The organism is Pseudomonas sp. QLc11A, from assembly GCF_052112305.1.
Lineage (GTDB): Bacteria > Pseudomonadota > Gammaproteobacteria > Pseudomonadales > Pseudomonadaceae > Aquipseudomonas > Aquipseudomonas laurylsulfatiphila.
In genome coordinates this window covers 105,583-122,048 of record NZ_JAVAJJ010000010.1, presented here as the reverse complement: position 1 = coordinate 122,048, position 16,466 = coordinate 105,583, and the positions used below count along the sequence as shown (strand labels likewise).

Genomic DNA, 16,466 nt, shown 5'->3' with positions numbered 1-16,466 from the left:
CGTCACTCACTTGAGCATTTATGGCCTTGCAACAACGGAATTGCTCGGGACTGAAACCAGTCCAATAGAACTAACAGCCTTAACAAAGTACAGTGCCTCCCCTGAAATATTGGTTGCGGTAAACGTTAGCGCTGTACTGTCTCCAATTTTTTTTGGCAAGGGGTCCAAAGCAACGTTCACACTGTATATTTCATATCGAACGGCTTCAGGTGATGCGTTCCAGCTAAAAGTAATCGTACTAGCAGTTGACCCAACTTTGGCAAAGTTTCCTGGCGCGGTTGGCCGGGAGGGAGCGTAAGAGGATAGCCGCTCAGCATTTTCGCGCCATATACGCGCTGTATCTGCGGTTACAGCATCCCCACGCGGCAAACCGAACTCATCGTTCAGAGCAGGTGTTGAATAGTACCCCGTTGACTCTCCACACAAAATCGTAGAAGTCTTCCCATTGTTATACCCATAATGGTATTTAGCCCCGCCGTTGGAATTGCAATGAATACTTCCAGCATTGTGACCTACCTCATGCCTATACGTATTGATGCTACGTGCCAATCCAATACCCGCACGGCCTCCTATATTCCCCCAACCTGTGGCCGTATCCTCTGGAGTCGAATCAAAAAAACCATAAATTATGTCAGGTACGTATTCGGCCATGCCTGCAGAAAAAATCGTTCTTAATTGCCCCAGGGTCCCGGTCGTTGTTGGGTAATTCTGCTCCACTACCTGAATCCCGACCAATCTAAGTGAAACATTGGAAACCTCTGAGATTCTCAAGGCTAAGTTAACAGACTCTATTTGTGATAACGCATGGGCCATCACATCCCCGCCTACTCGATTAACCGCCGCACGAGAATAGCCCAACAAGACATCAACAATTTTGGGATCCTCGCTGGCTGAATTTACCAGCGCCGTGGCAACTTTTTCATCGGGACTTGGAATGCCGTCCTCGACTGCCGGATCAAATTTCGGCTCTGGACTAAACGTACTCAAGCCTTGTTTGTTGACTAAAAACAGCCCGCTTTTGCCTGGCTTATTGACTAACGAGACAAGACTTCCATTTGCCGTACGCACCGTCACCAGCGAACCCTCGGACTTATCTGGCATGCGCAGCTTGCCACTCTCAACGGTATAACCATCAATAACCTTCGAACTCGAACGTTCGAAAACCGCCGGCGCAATCAAATCCGCATACAGCTCTGCTGTCGATTTACTCGCAACATTTTCGACAACCCAGCTTTTCGGTTCTCCGGAGTCAGTCGTCGGCGGATGCGCACAAGCACCGAGTATCACCGCCAAACACACTAACGACAGCCCGAAAAAAGCGCGTCGTATGGAACGCACACCTGCAGACTTGAACATGGTTCGTCTCCCTGAATGGCACGATCAGTGCTGTCCGACTGACCCCATTCGGGACCACTGCAGTCTTTGAGCATTGAACGTGCTTTTTCAGATCAGCGAAACTGTCAGAGTTGACAGGTAAGCAGACGATCACCCTGTGACAAAAGCCAAATCACAGCCCAGCGAGATCAACCGCGATCCTTACCCCGCAACATACTGTCCAGCACTTCATCTCGCCGCACCCAACCGTGAAACAACGCGGCCGCCAAATGCAGCAACACGGTCAGAAACAGCAGATACGCCAGATACCCGTGCGCCTTGCGCAAAAACGCAAACAGCTGTGCATTCGCCGACACAATCGACGGCAGTTGCAACGAACTGCTGAGCATCACCGGTTCGCCCGATGCCGAAATCATCGCCCAGCCCAGCAGCGGCAAGACCAGCATCAGTGCATACAACAAGACATGCGAAGCCTTGGCCGCCAGCGCTTGCCAACCCGGCAGGTCCGCCGGCAGCGGAGGTTGCGTGGTGGAAAAACGCACCACCAGACGCACAATCACCAACAGCAAAATCGCGACCCCCAAGGGTTTGTGCAAATGGATCAGCCATTCATGCCGCTCGGACACCGAGGCGACCATGCCGGCACCGATAAACAGCATGGCGATGATCATCAGCGCCATCAGCCAGTGCAGCAGGCGTGCCAGCGGGGCAAAGTGGTTCGGTTGAGTGCTCATTGCCGGGTCTCCTGTGTGGCGGCGGGCAACTGGCTGACTTCGCTGGTGCGACGCAGGTAGGAATTGGCGTAACCGGCTGAACGAGCGGCAAGCAACGGGTCGTCGGAACCTTCGATCCCGGCAGGCAACACCAGCGGATCGTAATTGATGTCACGGCATTCGCCGTTGAGTTGCGGCTGAGTCTTTTCAAGCACCAGAGTGCCAGCGTTCAACACCTTGCGTCCTTCGGGCCAGGCCTTGCTGGCGTCGTTCACCGGATCGCCGGGGTTGGCCAGGGTGATGTTCAGTTGCCAGCGCAACGGACCTGCGGCAATTCGCTGGACCAGGTCTTTCTCCAGGAAATCACTGCCCTCCGGCGCCGTGGCCCCGGGTGCATCCTGGGCCAGAGGCACCATGTTCCAGCGCACGGCCTGGCGTTGGCCCGCCGCGTTGACCAGGTAGAACGCATTGACGCTGTTGTAGTTTTCGGTCACATAACTGGCCGACGGCTTGGCGGTTTTGATCCAGGCCAGGAAAGGTGCCGCTTCCGGGTGCGAAGCAAAGAATGCGGGCACCGCCTTGGGGTCCGGCTTGCCGGTGGCCGGGTCTGGTGACTGGGCTTTTTGCAATTGATAGAACGCCTCGGGCGTGCCCACCGGGAACACCGGCATGCTGTTCATCCCGGTGCGCCACTGCTGGCCGTTGGCCTGAGTGAAGCGCAAGGCCATGCTGCGGATCGGCACGGCACTGTCCGGCGCGTAGGGGTTACCGGCCGGCAAGGCGAAACGCCCGACCACCGGCGTCTGCGCCTCATTGAAGACCTGAGCGGTGGAATAGCTGCGCACCTCACCGCTGCTTTCGAAGTGCCCGATCACGCACACGCCTTTTGAATGGTTGCGACGGAAACCCGGATGCACGCCGTTGTTGGTTTCCAGCACGTTGATCAGTTTCTTCGGGGTCAGGCGCTGTGGGTCGAAGGTGCCGTTGACGTAGGCAAACGCCCCTGCCAGTGCGGCAACGACCACGGCAATGCCCGCCAGACGCAACGTCAGGCTGGCCGCACTCAAGGGTGGCCGGGTGGGCGGTGATGATCGATCTACCATGAAAGACTCCAGGGCCATCGGCCACAAGTGAGAAGAATCAAGCAGACGAACCGCACACAGGTTTATTCCCACACGCGGTATTTATTTTTTCAGGCGTGGAATAACCTTGAGTACCGGGCGTCTTCCTAGTCCCAAGCGTAGTGACTAGCCAGAACTTCATGAACGATATCGACGAACAACTCAGAGAAATCATTCCCCGATTGCGACGGTTCGCCGTGTCGCTGACGCGCAACCCGAGCAGCGCTGACGACCTGGTGCAGGCGAGTCTGGAGCGGGCACTGTCGAGTTGGGCTGGCAAACGCGCCGAGGGCGACTTGCGCGCCTGGCTGTTCTCGATTCTGTATCGGCAGTTTCTCGATGCACACCGCCGCTCCCGGCGCTACGCGCGCATGCTCGATTTTTTCACCGGGCGTGACGATGCCCAGCCCTCGGTGGAGCGCACGGTCATTGCCCAATCGACCCTCAATGCCTTCGATCAACTGCCCACCGAACAACGCGCGCTGCTGCTCTGGGTCTCGGTAGAAGGCTTGAGTTACAAAGAGGTCGCCGAGATTCTCGACGTACCCACCGGCACCGTGATGTCCCGCCTGTCCCGGGCTCGCCAAGCCCTGCGCCAACTCAGCGATGGCGAAATCAACCGCCCATCCCTGCGGAGACTCAAATGATCAGCATGCCCCCCAGCGAGCGAGACCTGCACGCCTACGTCGACCACCAACTGAGCGACGCCGACCGGCGCCTGGTGGAGACATTTCTGGCCAGTAACCCGCCCGTGGCGGCACAAGTGCGCGCCTGGCAGCAGGATGCCCAGACACTGCGCGCGGCCTTGAGTGGCGCCTTGCAACAACCGTCGAACCCGGACCTGGATCCGGTGGTGATACGCCAGCGCCTCAAACGCCAATCCCGTCGACACCTGGCCACTGCCGCGGTATTGCTCATCGCCGTCAGCGTCGGCGGTTTCAGCGGTTGGCAAGCGCGGGAGATGACACTTGCGAGCCCCCAGCTTCCAATGACCGATGCCCTGCAGGCGTATCGCCTGATTGCCCAGCAAGGCATCCTGCCGGCGGATTACAAGGCCGGCGACGACGGTGACATGCAAGGTTGGCTCGACCGCTACTTCACCCGGGCCAATCGCCTGCCCGACCTCTCGGGGGCCGGGTTCAAGCCGGCCAGCGGGCGTTTGCTGAGTACCGAGCAAGGCCCGGCAGCGATGGTGGTCTACGAGAATCAGGGCGGGCAGAAAATCAGCTTCTATGTGCGCCCGCCAGGACCGAAAAACTTCCTACTGCCCCGTGGCAGCCGTAGCGATGGAGACCTGCAGGCCGAGTACTGGTCGGGTGCTGGCTACAACTATGCGATGGTCAGCCCGGCGGACACAGCGGCGGCGCAGATGCTCAAGCAGACCACTCGGTTCTGATCCCCCTCTGTGGGAGCGAGCTTGCTCCCACAGGGTTTGCGGTGTTCCTTCAGAACCCGGTTACGGTGGCCCGGACAGGTCAACTCCGCTGGAAGCACATTCCCTGCTCTGGTTAAACTATGCCGCCGCAGCTCGGGGAGCCTGCCCGCACACCAGAGGTGACATCTCAGTGGCCGTTCGACCACCCAATCGTTCGCGAATCAAATCGCGCTGGCAATCGTTGCGTCGCCTTCTCGGCAAGGCACCGGCTGCCGGCAGCGCCGAGGCAAGCGAGGTTATCCACGACTACTTTCGTCACCAGGCCCATTCCCGGGGCTACACCCTCAGTCACAGCCAGCAACGCGTGATCGACTGCATGGCCCGGCATACCTGCCTGTTGATGGGCGCTTCGACGCAAACCCTTCCGGGCCTTTACCTGCATGGTGCCGTGGGGCGCGGCAAGAGCTGGCTGCTCGACGGTTTTTTCCGCGCCGTTCCCCTCGCGCATAAACAACGCCTGCACTTCCATCAGTTTTTCGCCCAACTGCACCAGGGCATGTTCGAGCACCGCGATCATCCTGATGCCCTGGCGATCACCCTGGATGCCCTGCTCAGCGATTGCAGGGTGCTGTGTTTCGATGAGTTCCATGTGCACGACATCGGCGATGCGATGCTCATCACCCGGTTGTTCAAGGCACTGTTCCAGCGTGGCATCCTGTTGCTGGTCACCTCCAACTACCCGCCCGCAGGCCTGTTGCCCAATCCGCTGTACCATGCCCGCTTCAAACCGGTGATCGACTTGATCAATGCACGCATGCAAGTCATGGAAGTCGGCGGTCCGCACGACTATCGCAGCCAGGTCCGCAGTCACGCGCAGCAGCTGTTCACCCAAGGCCATTATGTGTGGCCGGCCAGCGCGGTGCAGCGGCGCTCATTGAATCTGCCGGATCGCGGCGCCCCGCCCCTATTGCTCCCCGTAGGCACCCGGCATTTCCAGGCGCGTTTGTGCGATGAGCGCCGCATCGGTTTTACTTTCGCCGACCTGTGCGACCAGCCTGTGGCCGTGATGGATTACCTGGAGCTGTGCCGCCGCTTCGATCGCTGGATCATCGATGACCTGCCGCGGCTCGCTGAGTGCTCGATGGCCGCCCAACAGCGCTTCATCAACCTCATCGACGTACTGTACGACCAGGACAAGCACCTGACGCTGCTCGCACAGCACGCCCTGCGCGAATGCCTGGACGGCGATGCCATTGATCTGGCACGCACCCGCAGTCGACTGGGGCAACTGGTCGAAGTCAGCGAGCCAGTTTGATCGATATCTTTTTATTGCATTGACTGGCCCCTTCGCGAGCAGGCTCGCTCCCACATTGGATTTCTGTCGTGGCACAGATCCAATGTGGGAGCGAGCCTGCTCGCGAAAGCGGCCTGACAGGCGCCACATCTTTCCCGCTATCATGTCGCCCATTTCCCACGCGTCCTCCCCTTGGCTAATGGCGAATCTGTTCATGCATACCCTTGCTCAATTGCGTGCCGGCGAGTTGTCAGGCATCACGCGGCTGGATCTGGTCGACGGCCTCAGCGAATTCCCTCGGGAAATTTTCGATCTGGCGGACTCGCTGGAAGTACTCAACCTCAGCGGCAATGCCTTGAGCGCCCTGCCGGAAGACTTGCATCGCCTGACCCGTCTGCGCGTGTTGTTCTGCTCCGATAACCGCTTCACCGAGTTGCCGGCCTGCCTGGGCCAATGCGCCGCACTGACGATGATCGGCTTCAAGGCCAACCGCATTGCCCACGTGCCCGCTGCGGCACTGCCACCGCTGCTACGCTGGCTGATCCTGACCGACAACTGCATCGAGACGCTGCCGAGCGAGTTGGGAGAGCGGCCATACCTGCAAAAGCTCATGCTCGCCGGCAACCGTTTGCACGTACTGCCGGAATCCTTGCGTCAATGCCATCGGCTGGAACTGATCCGCATCGCCGCCAACCAGTTGACCGAGTTACCGCAATGGTTGCTGGAATTGCCGAGCCTGACCTGGCTGGCGTACGCCGGTAACCCGCTGGAAACCGAAGCCGACGCCGCGGCCCTCGACGCGACACCGCGCATTGACTGGTCGGCATTGCGCCTGGAAAAAAAGCTCGGCGAAGGTGCATCCGGGGTGATCCATCAGGCAGTCTGGCAACAGGCAGAGCAACCGCCCATGGCCGTTGCGGTGAAGCTCTACAGGGGCGAAATGACCAGCGATGGTTCACCGCTGCACGAGATGAACGCCTGCATCACCGCCGGCCTTCACCCGAACCTGATCCGCGTCGAAGGGCGGATTGTCGATCACCCGCAGCAAACCGCCGGGCTGGTGATGCAACTGATCGCACCGAGTTACCGCAACCTCGCCGGACTGCCGACCCTGGCGTCGTGCAGCCGTGACATCTACCCCGACGACTTGCGCCTCAGTGTGGCCGTGGCGCTGCGCATTGCCTCGGGCATTGCCTCCGTGGCCGAACACCTGCACAGCCATGGCATCACCCACGGCGACCTCTACGGGCACAATATCCTGTGGAATGAGCAGGGAGACTGCTTGCTGGGGGACTTTGGCGCGGCATCATTCCACGGGATTTCCGACAGCCTTGAAAGCCGTGCCTTGCAGCGAATCGAGGTGCGGGCATTCGGGGTGTTGCTGGGGGAATTGCTGGCGCGGATCGACTCGGGGTTGAGCGATGAACGGCGTGAGGGGCTGGAAGATCTGCAGCGGTGTTGCTGTCAACCGCAGGTGCTGGAGCGGCCGGGGTTTAGCGAAGTCGTGCGGCAATTGGAAAGTCTGTGACCGCTATGCGGTCAATCGCGAGCAAGCTCGCTCCCACAGTTGACCGAGTTGCCTGGTTGGGCGCGGTCTAATGTGGGAGCGAGCTTGCTCGCGATGACGGTCTGACAGACAACAGAACCGTCATTGACACAAAGACTTAACCCGCCAACCCGACAAACATGTCCTGCACGTCGTCATGGTTGTCGAGGCCTTCGAGGAACGCCTCGACTTCCGCCATCTGCTCGTCGCTCAGGCCGCTGACCGGGTTTTTCGGCTGGTAGCCCAGTTTGGCCGACAGCACGGTGAAGCCTTGTTCCGGCAGGGCTTTCTGTACCGCGTCGAGGTCGGTCGGTTCGGTCAGGAACAGGGTTGCACCCTCTTCACCCGGTTCGAAATCCTGTGCACCGGCTTCGATGGCGGCCATTTCCGGGTCGGCGTCCGGGGTGTCCGGCGACGCTTCGATCATGCCGACATGGTTGAAGTCCCAGGCTACCGAACCGGAAGCGCCCAGTTGGCCCTTGCGGAACGCCACGCGGATCTCGGCAACGGTGCGGTTGATGTTGTCGGTCACGCACTCGACGATCAACGGCACCTGATGCGGGGCGAACCCTTCATAGGTCACGCGATGGTACTGCACGGTCTCGCCCAAGAGGCCCGCGCCCTTCTTGATGGCGCGATCCAGTGTTTCCTTGGGCATCGAAGCTTTCTTGGCCTGTTCAACCACCAGACGCAAGTGCGCGTTGGTAGCAACATCAGCGCCATTGCGCGCAGCGATGGTGATTTCCTTCACCAGTTTGCCGAAGATCTTGCCCTTGGCATTGGCTGCCGCTTCTTTGTGTTTAACCTTCCACTGTGCGCCCATTTCTCACTCTCTTATCTGTGACATCTGTGGCGTCGAGACAACCATTGGCCGACGCTTTGCGCAAGTTTATACGGCCTAAAGTTGGCAATCGACCAAAAAATCCCGACTGGCATCGACATCTTCACCAGCGGTTGTAGGGGGATTCTGAAATGCCGCTTTGGCCTGTCCGCAATGCGCCGGGGTTTCGTACGCTTTGCACCTTATTCAACGGCGGCAGCGTGTTCGATGCACAACGACAAGGAAAGTCCCACCACCCTGACGCTTCTCGATGACGACCTGAGTTTCCAGGTGGTCCGGTTCAGCGGTCACGAAGCACTCAACCAGCCCTATCGATTCGAAATCGAGGTTATCGGCCTGGCACCGGCCCTGAACCTTGAACGATTGCTGCACCAGCCGGTGTTTCTCGAGTTCGGCCACGACCAGGGCATACATGGCGTGCTGCACAGCGCCGGGTGTGAATATCGAAGCGCACACCGGGTCGCTTACAAACTGGTGCTGGTGTCCGGTATCCAGAAACTGGAGCAGCAACGCTGCCGACGGGTTTTCAAGCGCGCCAGCGTGCCCATGATCCTGCGCCAGTTGCTCGAGGAACATGGGCTGCCCGCCAGCAGTTATCGCTTTGAACTGGCCACCGGGCACTATCCCGTGCGAGCTTTTTGCATTCAGTACGAAGAAACCGACCTGGCATTGTTGCAACGACTGTGCGAGGAAGAAGGCATCCATTACCACTTCGAGCATCAACGCGACGGCCATGTACTGGTACTGGCCGATGACAGCCTGAGTTTCCCCCAGGAGCCACTGCTCATGCCGCTGCGCAGCGACGCAGGCAACGACCATCACCAACCTGTGATCAGCGAATTGTTCCAGCGCAATGATGCTTCGCTCCCCCCTGTGCGCCCGGGTGCGAGCAATCCTGGTGCAGCGGACATCAGCGACGGTGCAGCCAATCACTCGTTCACCACGGCCAGACAGGTTCTCGCGGGCGAACAGCAGCATCGCGACCAGCTCAGCCGGCGACAACTGGAACGCCTGCGGTGCCGGCACCTGCAGATCCACGGTCAAAGCAATCTGGGAGCATTACGCAGCGGCCGGATCGTTCAGGTGGCCGGGCATCCCCTGGCGAGTTTCAATGATCAATGGCTGGTGACCGAAACAAGCCATCAGGGGTGCCAGCCATCGATTCTGCTCGACGACTCAACGGGCATGGCCCTGGGTTACCGCAATCAATTCAGCGCCATCCCCTGGTCGACGGTGTTCAGGCCCGCGCTTAAACAACCCAGGCCGAGTATCCCCGGGTATCAGCCAGGCCAGGTGTGCGGCCCGCTCGGACAACCACCGACAGTGGACGAGGATGGCCGGATTCGGGTGAACCTCTGGCCCGCCACACATTCAGCCACAGAGTCGTTGTCCAGCGGCCTGTGGCTACCCTTGGCGCTGACCACCGCCGAGGACTGGATCGATCCGTCCCGCTTGCCCGTGGCCGGCAGTGAGGTACAGGTGATCTTCCTCGACAGTGACCCGGATCGCCCGGTGCTCTGTACGGCGCTGGGCCCTCGGCCACAACCTCTGCGCCCACCGCCCCGTGAACCCCGTGGCGATACCCGCCTGCTGTTCGACTGGCTGCTCCACCGTCAATGAGCATGATCGAGGTCCACAGCCCGGTGTAACCGCCGCCGATGTACACATCGGCGACGAAGAACAGCACTCAGGTACGCAGGGGTTTGATGTTCATCGCCCGATCGGGCACGGAGGGATGGTTGGTTTTCAGGCCGCCGGGGCGGCTGTTCCAGTGCGGGATCAGCACCAGCGCCGAGAACATCGCGCAGCCGGCGAAGACAATGAACACCGTGACCGAGTCGAAGTAACCTGGCAGCAATCCGCCAAGCACCGCTCCGACGGAACCGCAACCGTTGACGAACCCGGCTGCCGTCGCGCCGGCCTTGGCCGTGCCGAAATCGATCGCCGCCGCGCCGCTGATCATCGAGTCCGGCCCGTAGAGGGTCAAGCCCATGACGAACAAGAGCGCCACCACCAGGACCACACTGCCGGTATGCAGGGCGCCCATGAACAATGCCAGGGTCACGGTGAGTGCCAACAGACTGAGAACGCAAGCCGGCATGCGCCGGGCGCCGAACAGTTTGTCCGAGGCCAGGCCGATCATGATCGGCCCGAGCAACCCGGCCAGCTCGAACGAGGTCGGAATGATCGCCGCACCGACCTTGCCCACCGAAGGCATCTGTTCGAAGACGATCACCGGTCCCCACAGCAGAATCGCGTAGCGCGCCGGTTTCAGCATGAAGTACGCCAGCCCCAGCACCAGTACCGTGCGGTTGCGCAGGATTTCCTTGAGTGGCACCCAGATACTGATTTTGCTTTGGGCAAGGGTTTCTTCAGCGGTCTGTTCTGGCTCCGGTTCCACAGCCGGCAAGCCGACGTCTTCAGGTTTGTTGCGCTGGAAAATAAAAAACAGCACGGCGACCAGCCCAACCACCACCGCACTGGAAACAAATGCCGCATGCCAGGTGCCGATGAGCGTATACGCCCACCAGCCGGCAAACGGCGAGGCCACGAGCCCGCCAAAGGCGTAGCAGGAACTCCACAGGCCCAAAACCCGCCCGCGCTGTTCGGAGGGAAAGAAACTGCCCAGGTTCTTGCACAATCCCGACCAGCCGGTGGACTGCGCCAGACCTTGTACCAGCATGCAGGTAGCAAAAATCGGTAACGTCGCAAAGTTGCCCATCACCAGCGCCGCACCAGCGGAAATCAGCAACCCGCCGAGCACCACCACCCGCGGCCCGAAGCGGTCGGCCAGGATGCCCCAGGTGAATTGGCCGACGGCGTAAGCCGTCAGGTAGATGGCATCGAGGTTGGCCATGGCCATTTTGTCGAGCATGAAGGTCGGGTCTTCGGCGATGCCGAGTTTGGCCACCGAGAAGGCTTTGCGGGTGAAGTAGAACGCGGCGTAGGCAAGCCAGGTGATCGCGAAGATCTGCACGCGCCAACGCTTGATGGTGCCGATGTGCTTGTTCATTGTGGTTCTGACCTCAGGGTGTGAGTGTGCCGGCAGAATTGGAAGAAAATGCCTGTTTTCTTATTGTTGAGCACTGCGTTATCGCCCTGTCCCTACGGCGGATACCGGTCAGATGAGTCCTGTTTTGCACGCCCAGGCTCATGGCACCCGCTGCGGTTCGACTGACCAGTCAGCGGGGCTGAGAGTGATAAAAACAATTACTGTTTAATAAGTGAAATCGATTTATCGTATTTCCAAAATAAGCTTTGCTTGTTACTGGAGATATCGATGTCGGTTTCCCACGCCCAACTCAAAGCGTTCCATGCCGTTGCGGTATATGGAAGCTTTACCAAAGCCGCCGAGCGGCTATTTCTGACGCAGCCGGCGATTTCCGACCAAGTGCGCAAACTTGAAGAGCGCTACGGTGTTTTGCTGTTTCACCGCAACAAGCGTTCGGTACGCCTGACCGATCTGGGCGAACGCCTGCTGAGCGTAACCCAGCGGCTTTTTGTGATTGAGGCCGAAGCCCAGGAACTGCTGCAGGATTCCCAGGCCCTGCAGACCGGCAGCCTGATTCTGGCGGTGGATGCGCCGGTGCACGTGCTGCCGCAGATTGCCCGATTCTGCGAACGCTATCCGGGGATCAGCGTGAAGATCGAAACCGGCAACACTGATGAGTCGCTGTTTCGACTGTTCAACTATCAGGCCGACCTGGCGTTGCTGGGCCGGGACGTCAGTGACGAACGCCTGATTTCCCTGCCCCTGCGCAATGACCCGATGGTGGCGTTCGTGTCGCGCAATCATCCGTGGGCCGACCGTGAATCCATCACCCTCGCCGACCTTGATGACACACCGCTGGTACTGCGGGAAATCGGTTCGGTGACGCGCCAGACCCTGGAGGAGGAAATGGCCGGCGCCGGGCTGCGCATTCGTCCGGCGATCCAGGTTGAAGGCCGGGAAGCCGCTCGTGAAGCGGTGGTGGTAGGGATTGGCATCGGCGTGGTGTCGGCGGCCGAGTTCGGCGCCGACTCACGGGTATGCGCCTTGCCGATTACCGATTGCAAACGCCGCCTGACGGAAACCCTGGTGTGCTTGCGCGAGCAGAGTTCGCGGCGAATCGTGGCGACGTTTCTTGAGATGGTTCGCGAGAGTCTTGTGTAGGCAGGACCGAAGCCATCGCTGGCAAGCCAGCTCCCACAGGTATTGAGTCGTACACAAAATCGGCGAACTGGCATAAATCCCTGTGGGAGCTGGCTTGCCAGCGATGGCGGCGGACCTGCCTACGGAGTGGGCGCCAACCCCAAAAAAGCCTTAATCAACCGCAAATCCCGGCGCCGCTCCATGCACCCGATCATGTGCCGGTTCACCAACCCCTCGCCAATGATCGGCACCGCCGCCACTCGCGGGTCGTGGCTGACTTCCACCGACGACACCACCCCCACCCCCAGTTCGGCGGCCACCGCCTCGGTCACCGCTTCGCGGCTGTCCAGTTCCAGCAGCACCCGCGGATTGACCCTGGCCTGGGCGCAAGCTTCATCGAAAGTGCGCCGGGTAATCGAACTCGGTTCGCGCAGCACCATGATTACCTGATCCAGTTCCTTGAGCTGCACGCCTTTGGTCTTCTGCGCCCAAGGGTGCCCGTCGGGCACCAGCGCACAAATCCGTGATTCGCTCAGTGCCTGCAGATGCAAGCCCTTGCGCGGCTCGACTTCAGTCAGCACCGCCACGTCGGCATGTTCGGACAGCAGCGCCGCCAGGGTTTCCTGGGCGTTGCCCAGGCGCAGGTTCACCGTGATCCCCGGATAGCGCGCGCGCAGGCTGGCGAGCATCGGCATGACCATGTGCGGACCGTCCGCCGCCACCTCCAGACGCCCGGTCAGCAATTGCCGGTTGGCTTCGAGCATCGCCTGCGCCTCCTCGGCCAGGCCGAACATTGCCCGGGTGATCGCCGCCAGCTTGGTGCCCTCCTCCGTCAGTTCCACGCGTCGGGCGGTGCGGCGCAACAGGGTGATCTGGTAGTGCTCTTCCAGCGCCTTGATGTGCCCGGTGACCGCCGGCTGGCTGATGAATAACCGCGCCGCCGCCCGGGTAAAACTGCCTTCCCGGGCCACGGCATCGAAGGCGCGGAGCTGAAACAGGTTCATGAATAACCCTCACTGATGGCTGGCATAACAACAAACAATTTGATTGATAGCACGGCAAATTGCAATTTAAGCCCCGTAGCTTCATCCCATCGATTGCGAGGACACGAAAATGAGTGCTGCCGAACCCATCCTGCTCACCCCCGGCCCGTTGACCACTTCGGCCCGCACCCGTCAGGCGATGATGATCGACTGGGGCTCATGGGATGAGCGCTTCAATCAATTGACCGCCAGCCTCTGCGAGCAATTGCTGGCGATCGTCAACGGCGCCGCCACTCACCACTGCGTGCCCTTGCAAGGCAGTGGCACCTTCGCCGTCGAGGCCGCGATCGGCACCCTGGTGCCTCGCGATGGCAAGGTTCTGGTACTGATCAACGGCGCCTACGGCAAACGCCTGGCGAAAATCTGCGAAGTGCTGGGCCGTTCCTTCAGCACCTTCGAAACCGCCGAAGACGAACCCACCACCGCTGCCGACGTCGACCGCCTGCTGCGCGCCGACAACGGCATCACCCACGTTGCCCTGATTCACTGCGAAACCAGCACCGGCATCCTCAATCCGCTGCCGGAGATCGCCCAGGTCGTCGCACAACACGGCAAGCGCCTGATCATCGACGCCATGAGCTCCTTCGGTGCCCTGCCGGTGGACGCGCAACAAGTGCCGTTCGACGCCCTGATCGCCGCCTCGGGCAAATGCCTGGAGGGTGTGCCTGGCATGGGCTTCGTTTTCGCTCGCAAGGAGTCCCTGGCCAGCGCCGCCGGCAACTCGCATTCGCTGGCGATGGACCTGCAGGACCAGCACGCCTACATGGCCAAGACCGGCCAGTGGCGCTTCACCCCGCCGACCCACGTGGTCGCGGCGCTGCACGAAGCCCTGCTGCAATACAACGAAGAAGGCGGCTTGCCGGCCCGGCACGAACGCTACGCCGCCAACTGCCAGGCACTCATGGAAGAGATGGGCAAACTGGGGTTGCGCAGCTTCCTGCCGGCGGCCATTCAGGCGCCCATCATCGCCACCTTCCACGCCCCGAAAGATCCTCGCTACCAGTTCAAGGAGTTCTACGAGCGGGTCAAGGCCAAGGGTTACATCCTCTACCCCGGCAAACTGACCCAGGTCGAAACCTTCCGCGTCGGCTGCATCGGACATGTGCAACCGGCCGAGATGCGCGAAGCCGTGGCCGCGATTGGCGAGGTGTTGCGCGAGATGGAAGTGCTGGAGATCTAACCCACACCGCATTCCCCTGTGGGAGCGGGCTTGCCCGCGATTGCGGTCTGACATTCACCACTGATGTCGACTGACAGGGCCCCATCGCGGGCAAGCCCGCTCCCACAGGTAACGCGAACTACCGAATAGCTCATTCTCACAGGAATCCAAACACCATGAACTACTCCAACCCAGGCAAACTCCAGGCCGCCATCCTCGACTGGGCCGGCACCGTGGTCGACTTCGGCTCCTTCGCCCCGACGCAGATTTTTGTCGAGGCCTTCGCCGAGTTCGACGTCCAGGTTTCCATCGAAGAAGCCCGCGGCCCGATGGGTATGGGCAAGTGGGACCACATCCGCACCCTGTGCGATCTGCCGGAAGTTGCCGAGCGTTATCGCAAAGTCTTCGGCCGCACGCCGACCGACGACGACGTCACCGCGATTTACCAGCGCTTCATGCCGCTGCAGATCGAGAAAATCGCCGAACACTCGGCGCTGATTCCGGGCGCTCTGGAGACCATCGCCAACCTGCGCGAGCAAGGGATCAAGATCGGCTCCTGCTCCGGTTATCCGAAACAGGTCATGGACAAGGTGGTCGAACTGGCTGCCACCAACGGCTATGTGGCCGATCACGTGGTCGCCACCGACGAAGTCCCGAATGGCCGTCCATGGCCGGCCCAGGCGCTGGCCAACGTCATCGCCCTGGGCATCGACGATGTCGCCGCGTGCGTGAAGATCGATGACACCGTGCCTGGCATTCTCGAAGGTCGCCGCGCCGGCATGTGGACCGTGGCGCTGATCTGCTCGGGCAACGCCCTGGGTCTGGATTACGAAGGTTATCGCGCTCTGGGCAGCGACCAACTGGACAGTGAGCGCAAGCGCATCCATGGGATGTTCGAAAGTTCGCGCCCGCACTACATGATCGACACCATCACCGATCTGCCGCAGGTCATCGCCGACATCAACAAGCGTCTGGCCAACGGCGAAATGCCGCAATCGAGCTAAAAACCGCCCTCCTGTAGGAGCGAGCTTGCTCGCGATGGTCGCCAACGATGACGCATAGCCACTGGGTAACCGCGACAGACTTGAGACCATCGCGAGCAAGCTCGCTCCTACAGGTTTTTTCTGCGTATTACCTGATCCAGAGCAACGAGCGACCGATCACCTCAGGCAAACCCGGTGAAACAGGATTACAGTTAAGGCACACCGTCGGACAAGAGCGGTGGCTTTAAACCGGACCTCTGAGGAACACCGAATGCCGTGGAAAAACTCCGAGTCGCGCTACAGCACCGTATCGATCACGCTGCATTGGTTGATGCTGGTCCTGCTGGCGCTGGTTTATGCCTGTATCGAGTTTCGCGGGCTCTTTCCCAAGGGCAGTGGCGGACGCACGCTGATCGTCGAATCACACTTCATGCTCGGCCTGACCGTATTCGTCCTGGTCTGGCTGCGATTGTTCGCACGCAGTCTCGGCCCGGCGCCGCAGGTCTTCCCCGCCTCGCCGCCGTGGCAAACGACGCTGGCCAGGCTGATGCACTGGGCGCTGTACATTTTCATGATCGTCACGCCGATTCTCGGCTGGCTGGTCACCAGCGCCAAAGGCAACCAGGTGATGTTCTACGGTTTCGACCTGCCGATGCCCATTGCGGAAAACAAGGAGCTGGGCAAACAACTCCAGGACTGGCACGAGCTTGGCGGCACTATCGGCTATTGGTTGATCGGCCTGCATGCCGTGGCCGCGCTGTATCACCACTATGTGGTGGGCGATAACACCTTGCTGCGGATGACGCCCAAAGGCGGAACCCGCGATAGCTGAACTTGACGGCAACCCGAGATGTGGGAGCGAGCTTGCTCGCGATGGCGGTGTGTCAGTCGACAAATGTGCTGAAGGCAATGCCCTCATCGCGA

Annotated in this window: 15 protein-coding genes; 9 read left to right on the top strand and 6 right to left on the bottom strand. The window is 60.4% G+C overall.

The genetic code is table 11. From position 1 onward, the window contains the following. Positions 1-18: 18 nt before the first annotated feature. The 3 genes from Q8X48_RS16235 to Q8X48_RS16225 form a co-directional block, all read right to left on the bottom strand. Entirely contained in the window at positions 19-1,356 is a 1,338-nt protein-coding gene (locus tag Q8X48_RS16235; RefSeq protein WP_407801151.1) for a hypothetical protein, read from the bottom strand. A gap of 167 nt (positions 1,357-1,523) precedes the next feature. Next, positions 1,524-2,069, bottom strand: coding sequence for a cytochrome b (locus tag Q8X48_RS16230; protein WP_007976988.1), 546 nt, complete (start codon positions 2,067-2,069; stop codon positions 1,524-1,526). After that, positions 2,066-3,151: a catalase family peroxidase gene (locus tag Q8X48_RS16225; RefSeq protein ID WP_407801150.1), complete on the bottom strand. Its 1,086-nt coding sequence runs from the start codon at positions 3,149-3,151 to the stop codon at positions 2,066-2,068. The genes Q8X48_RS16230 and Q8X48_RS16225 overlap by 4 nt, the downstream gene beginning before the upstream one ends. A 158-nt stretch (positions 3,152-3,309) precedes the next feature. Here Q8X48_RS16225 and Q8X48_RS16220 point away from each other — a divergent pair, with 158 nt between their 5' ends. From Q8X48_RS16220 to Q8X48_RS16205, 4 genes are all read left to right on the top strand, one after another. Beyond that, on the top strand, positions 3,310-3,816 hold the full coding sequence (locus Q8X48_RS16220) for an RNA polymerase sigma factor (protein ID WP_095966533.1): 507 nt from the start codon (positions 3,310-3,312) through the stop codon (positions 3,814-3,816). Further along, on the top strand, positions 3,813-4,565 hold the full coding sequence (locus Q8X48_RS16215) for an anti-sigma factor family protein (protein ID WP_407801149.1): 753 nt from the start codon (positions 3,813-3,815) through the stop codon (positions 4,563-4,565). The genes Q8X48_RS16220 and Q8X48_RS16215 overlap by 4 nt, the downstream gene beginning before the upstream one ends. Positions 4,566-4,734: 169 nt before the next feature. Then, positions 4,735-5,859 (top strand): cell division protein ZapE, encoded by a 1,125-nt coding sequence (gene zapE, locus Q8X48_RS16210; protein WP_407801148.1) that lies wholly within the window; start codon positions 4,735-4,737, stop codon positions 5,857-5,859. Positions 5,860-6,052: 193 nt separating this feature from the next. Continuing rightward, positions 6,053-7,366, top strand: coding sequence for a leucine-rich repeat-containing protein kinase family protein (locus Q8X48_RS16205; protein WP_407801147.1), 1,314 nt, complete (start codon positions 6,053-6,055; stop codon positions 7,364-7,366). Between the two features lie 136 nt (positions 7,367-7,502). Here Q8X48_RS16205 and Q8X48_RS16200 read toward each other — a convergent pair whose 3' ends face one another. Continuing rightward, positions 7,503-8,207 carry a YebC/PmpR family DNA-binding transcriptional regulator gene (locus tag Q8X48_RS16200; RefSeq protein ID WP_007976978.1) on the bottom strand — a complete coding sequence of 235 codons (705 nt, stop codon included), beginning with the start codon at positions 8,205-8,207 and terminating at the stop codon, positions 7,503-7,505. 225 nt (positions 8,208-8,432) lie between these two features. Between Q8X48_RS16200 and Q8X48_RS16195 the strand changes: the two genes are divergently transcribed. Then, positions 8,433-9,845, top strand: coding sequence for a type VI secretion system Vgr family protein (locus tag Q8X48_RS16195; protein ID WP_407801146.1), 1,413 nt, complete (start codon positions 8,433-8,435; stop codon positions 9,843-9,845). A gap of 67 nt (positions 9,846-9,912) precedes the next feature. Here Q8X48_RS16195 and Q8X48_RS16190 read toward each other — a convergent pair whose 3' ends face one another. Next, positions 9,913-11,238 carry an MFS transporter gene (locus Q8X48_RS16190; protein WP_407801145.1) on the bottom strand — a complete coding sequence of 442 codons (1,326 nt, stop codon included), beginning with the start codon at positions 11,236-11,238 and terminating at the stop codon, positions 9,913-9,915. Positions 11,239-11,505: 267 nt separating this feature from the next. Here Q8X48_RS16190 and Q8X48_RS16185 point away from each other — a divergent pair, with 267 nt between their 5' ends. Continuing rightward, positions 11,506-12,378 carry a LysR family transcriptional regulator gene (locus Q8X48_RS16185; RefSeq protein ID WP_015094338.1) on the top strand — a complete coding sequence of 291 codons (873 nt, stop codon included), beginning with the start codon at positions 11,506-11,508 and terminating at the stop codon, positions 12,376-12,378. A gap of 119 nt (positions 12,379-12,497) precedes the next feature. On the opposite strand, the gene Q8X48_RS16180 is transcribed toward Q8X48_RS16185, so the two are convergent. After that, entirely contained in the window at positions 12,498-13,361 is an 864-nt protein-coding gene (locus Q8X48_RS16180) for a LysR substrate-binding domain-containing protein (RefSeq protein WP_407801144.1), read from the bottom strand. Between the two features lie 109 nt (positions 13,362-13,470). On the opposite strand from Q8X48_RS16180, the gene Q8X48_RS16175 reads away from it, so the two are divergent. From Q8X48_RS16175 to Q8X48_RS16165, 3 genes are all read left to right on the top strand, one after another. Next, positions 13,471-14,580: a 2-aminoethylphosphonate--pyruvate transaminase gene (locus Q8X48_RS16175; protein WP_407801143.1), complete on the top strand. Its 1,110-nt coding sequence runs from the start codon at positions 13,471-13,473 to the stop codon at positions 14,578-14,580. A gap of 155 nt (positions 14,581-14,735) precedes the next feature. After that, on the top strand, positions 14,736-15,563 hold the full coding sequence (gene phnX, locus Q8X48_RS16170; protein WP_407801142.1) for a phosphonoacetaldehyde hydrolase: 828 nt from the start codon (positions 14,736-14,738) through the stop codon (positions 15,561-15,563). 250 nt (positions 15,564-15,813) lie between these two features. Continuing rightward, entirely contained in the window at positions 15,814-16,374 is a 561-nt protein-coding gene (locus Q8X48_RS16165; protein ID WP_407801141.1) for a cytochrome b, read from the top strand. Positions 16,375-16,466: the final 92 nt, after the last annotated feature.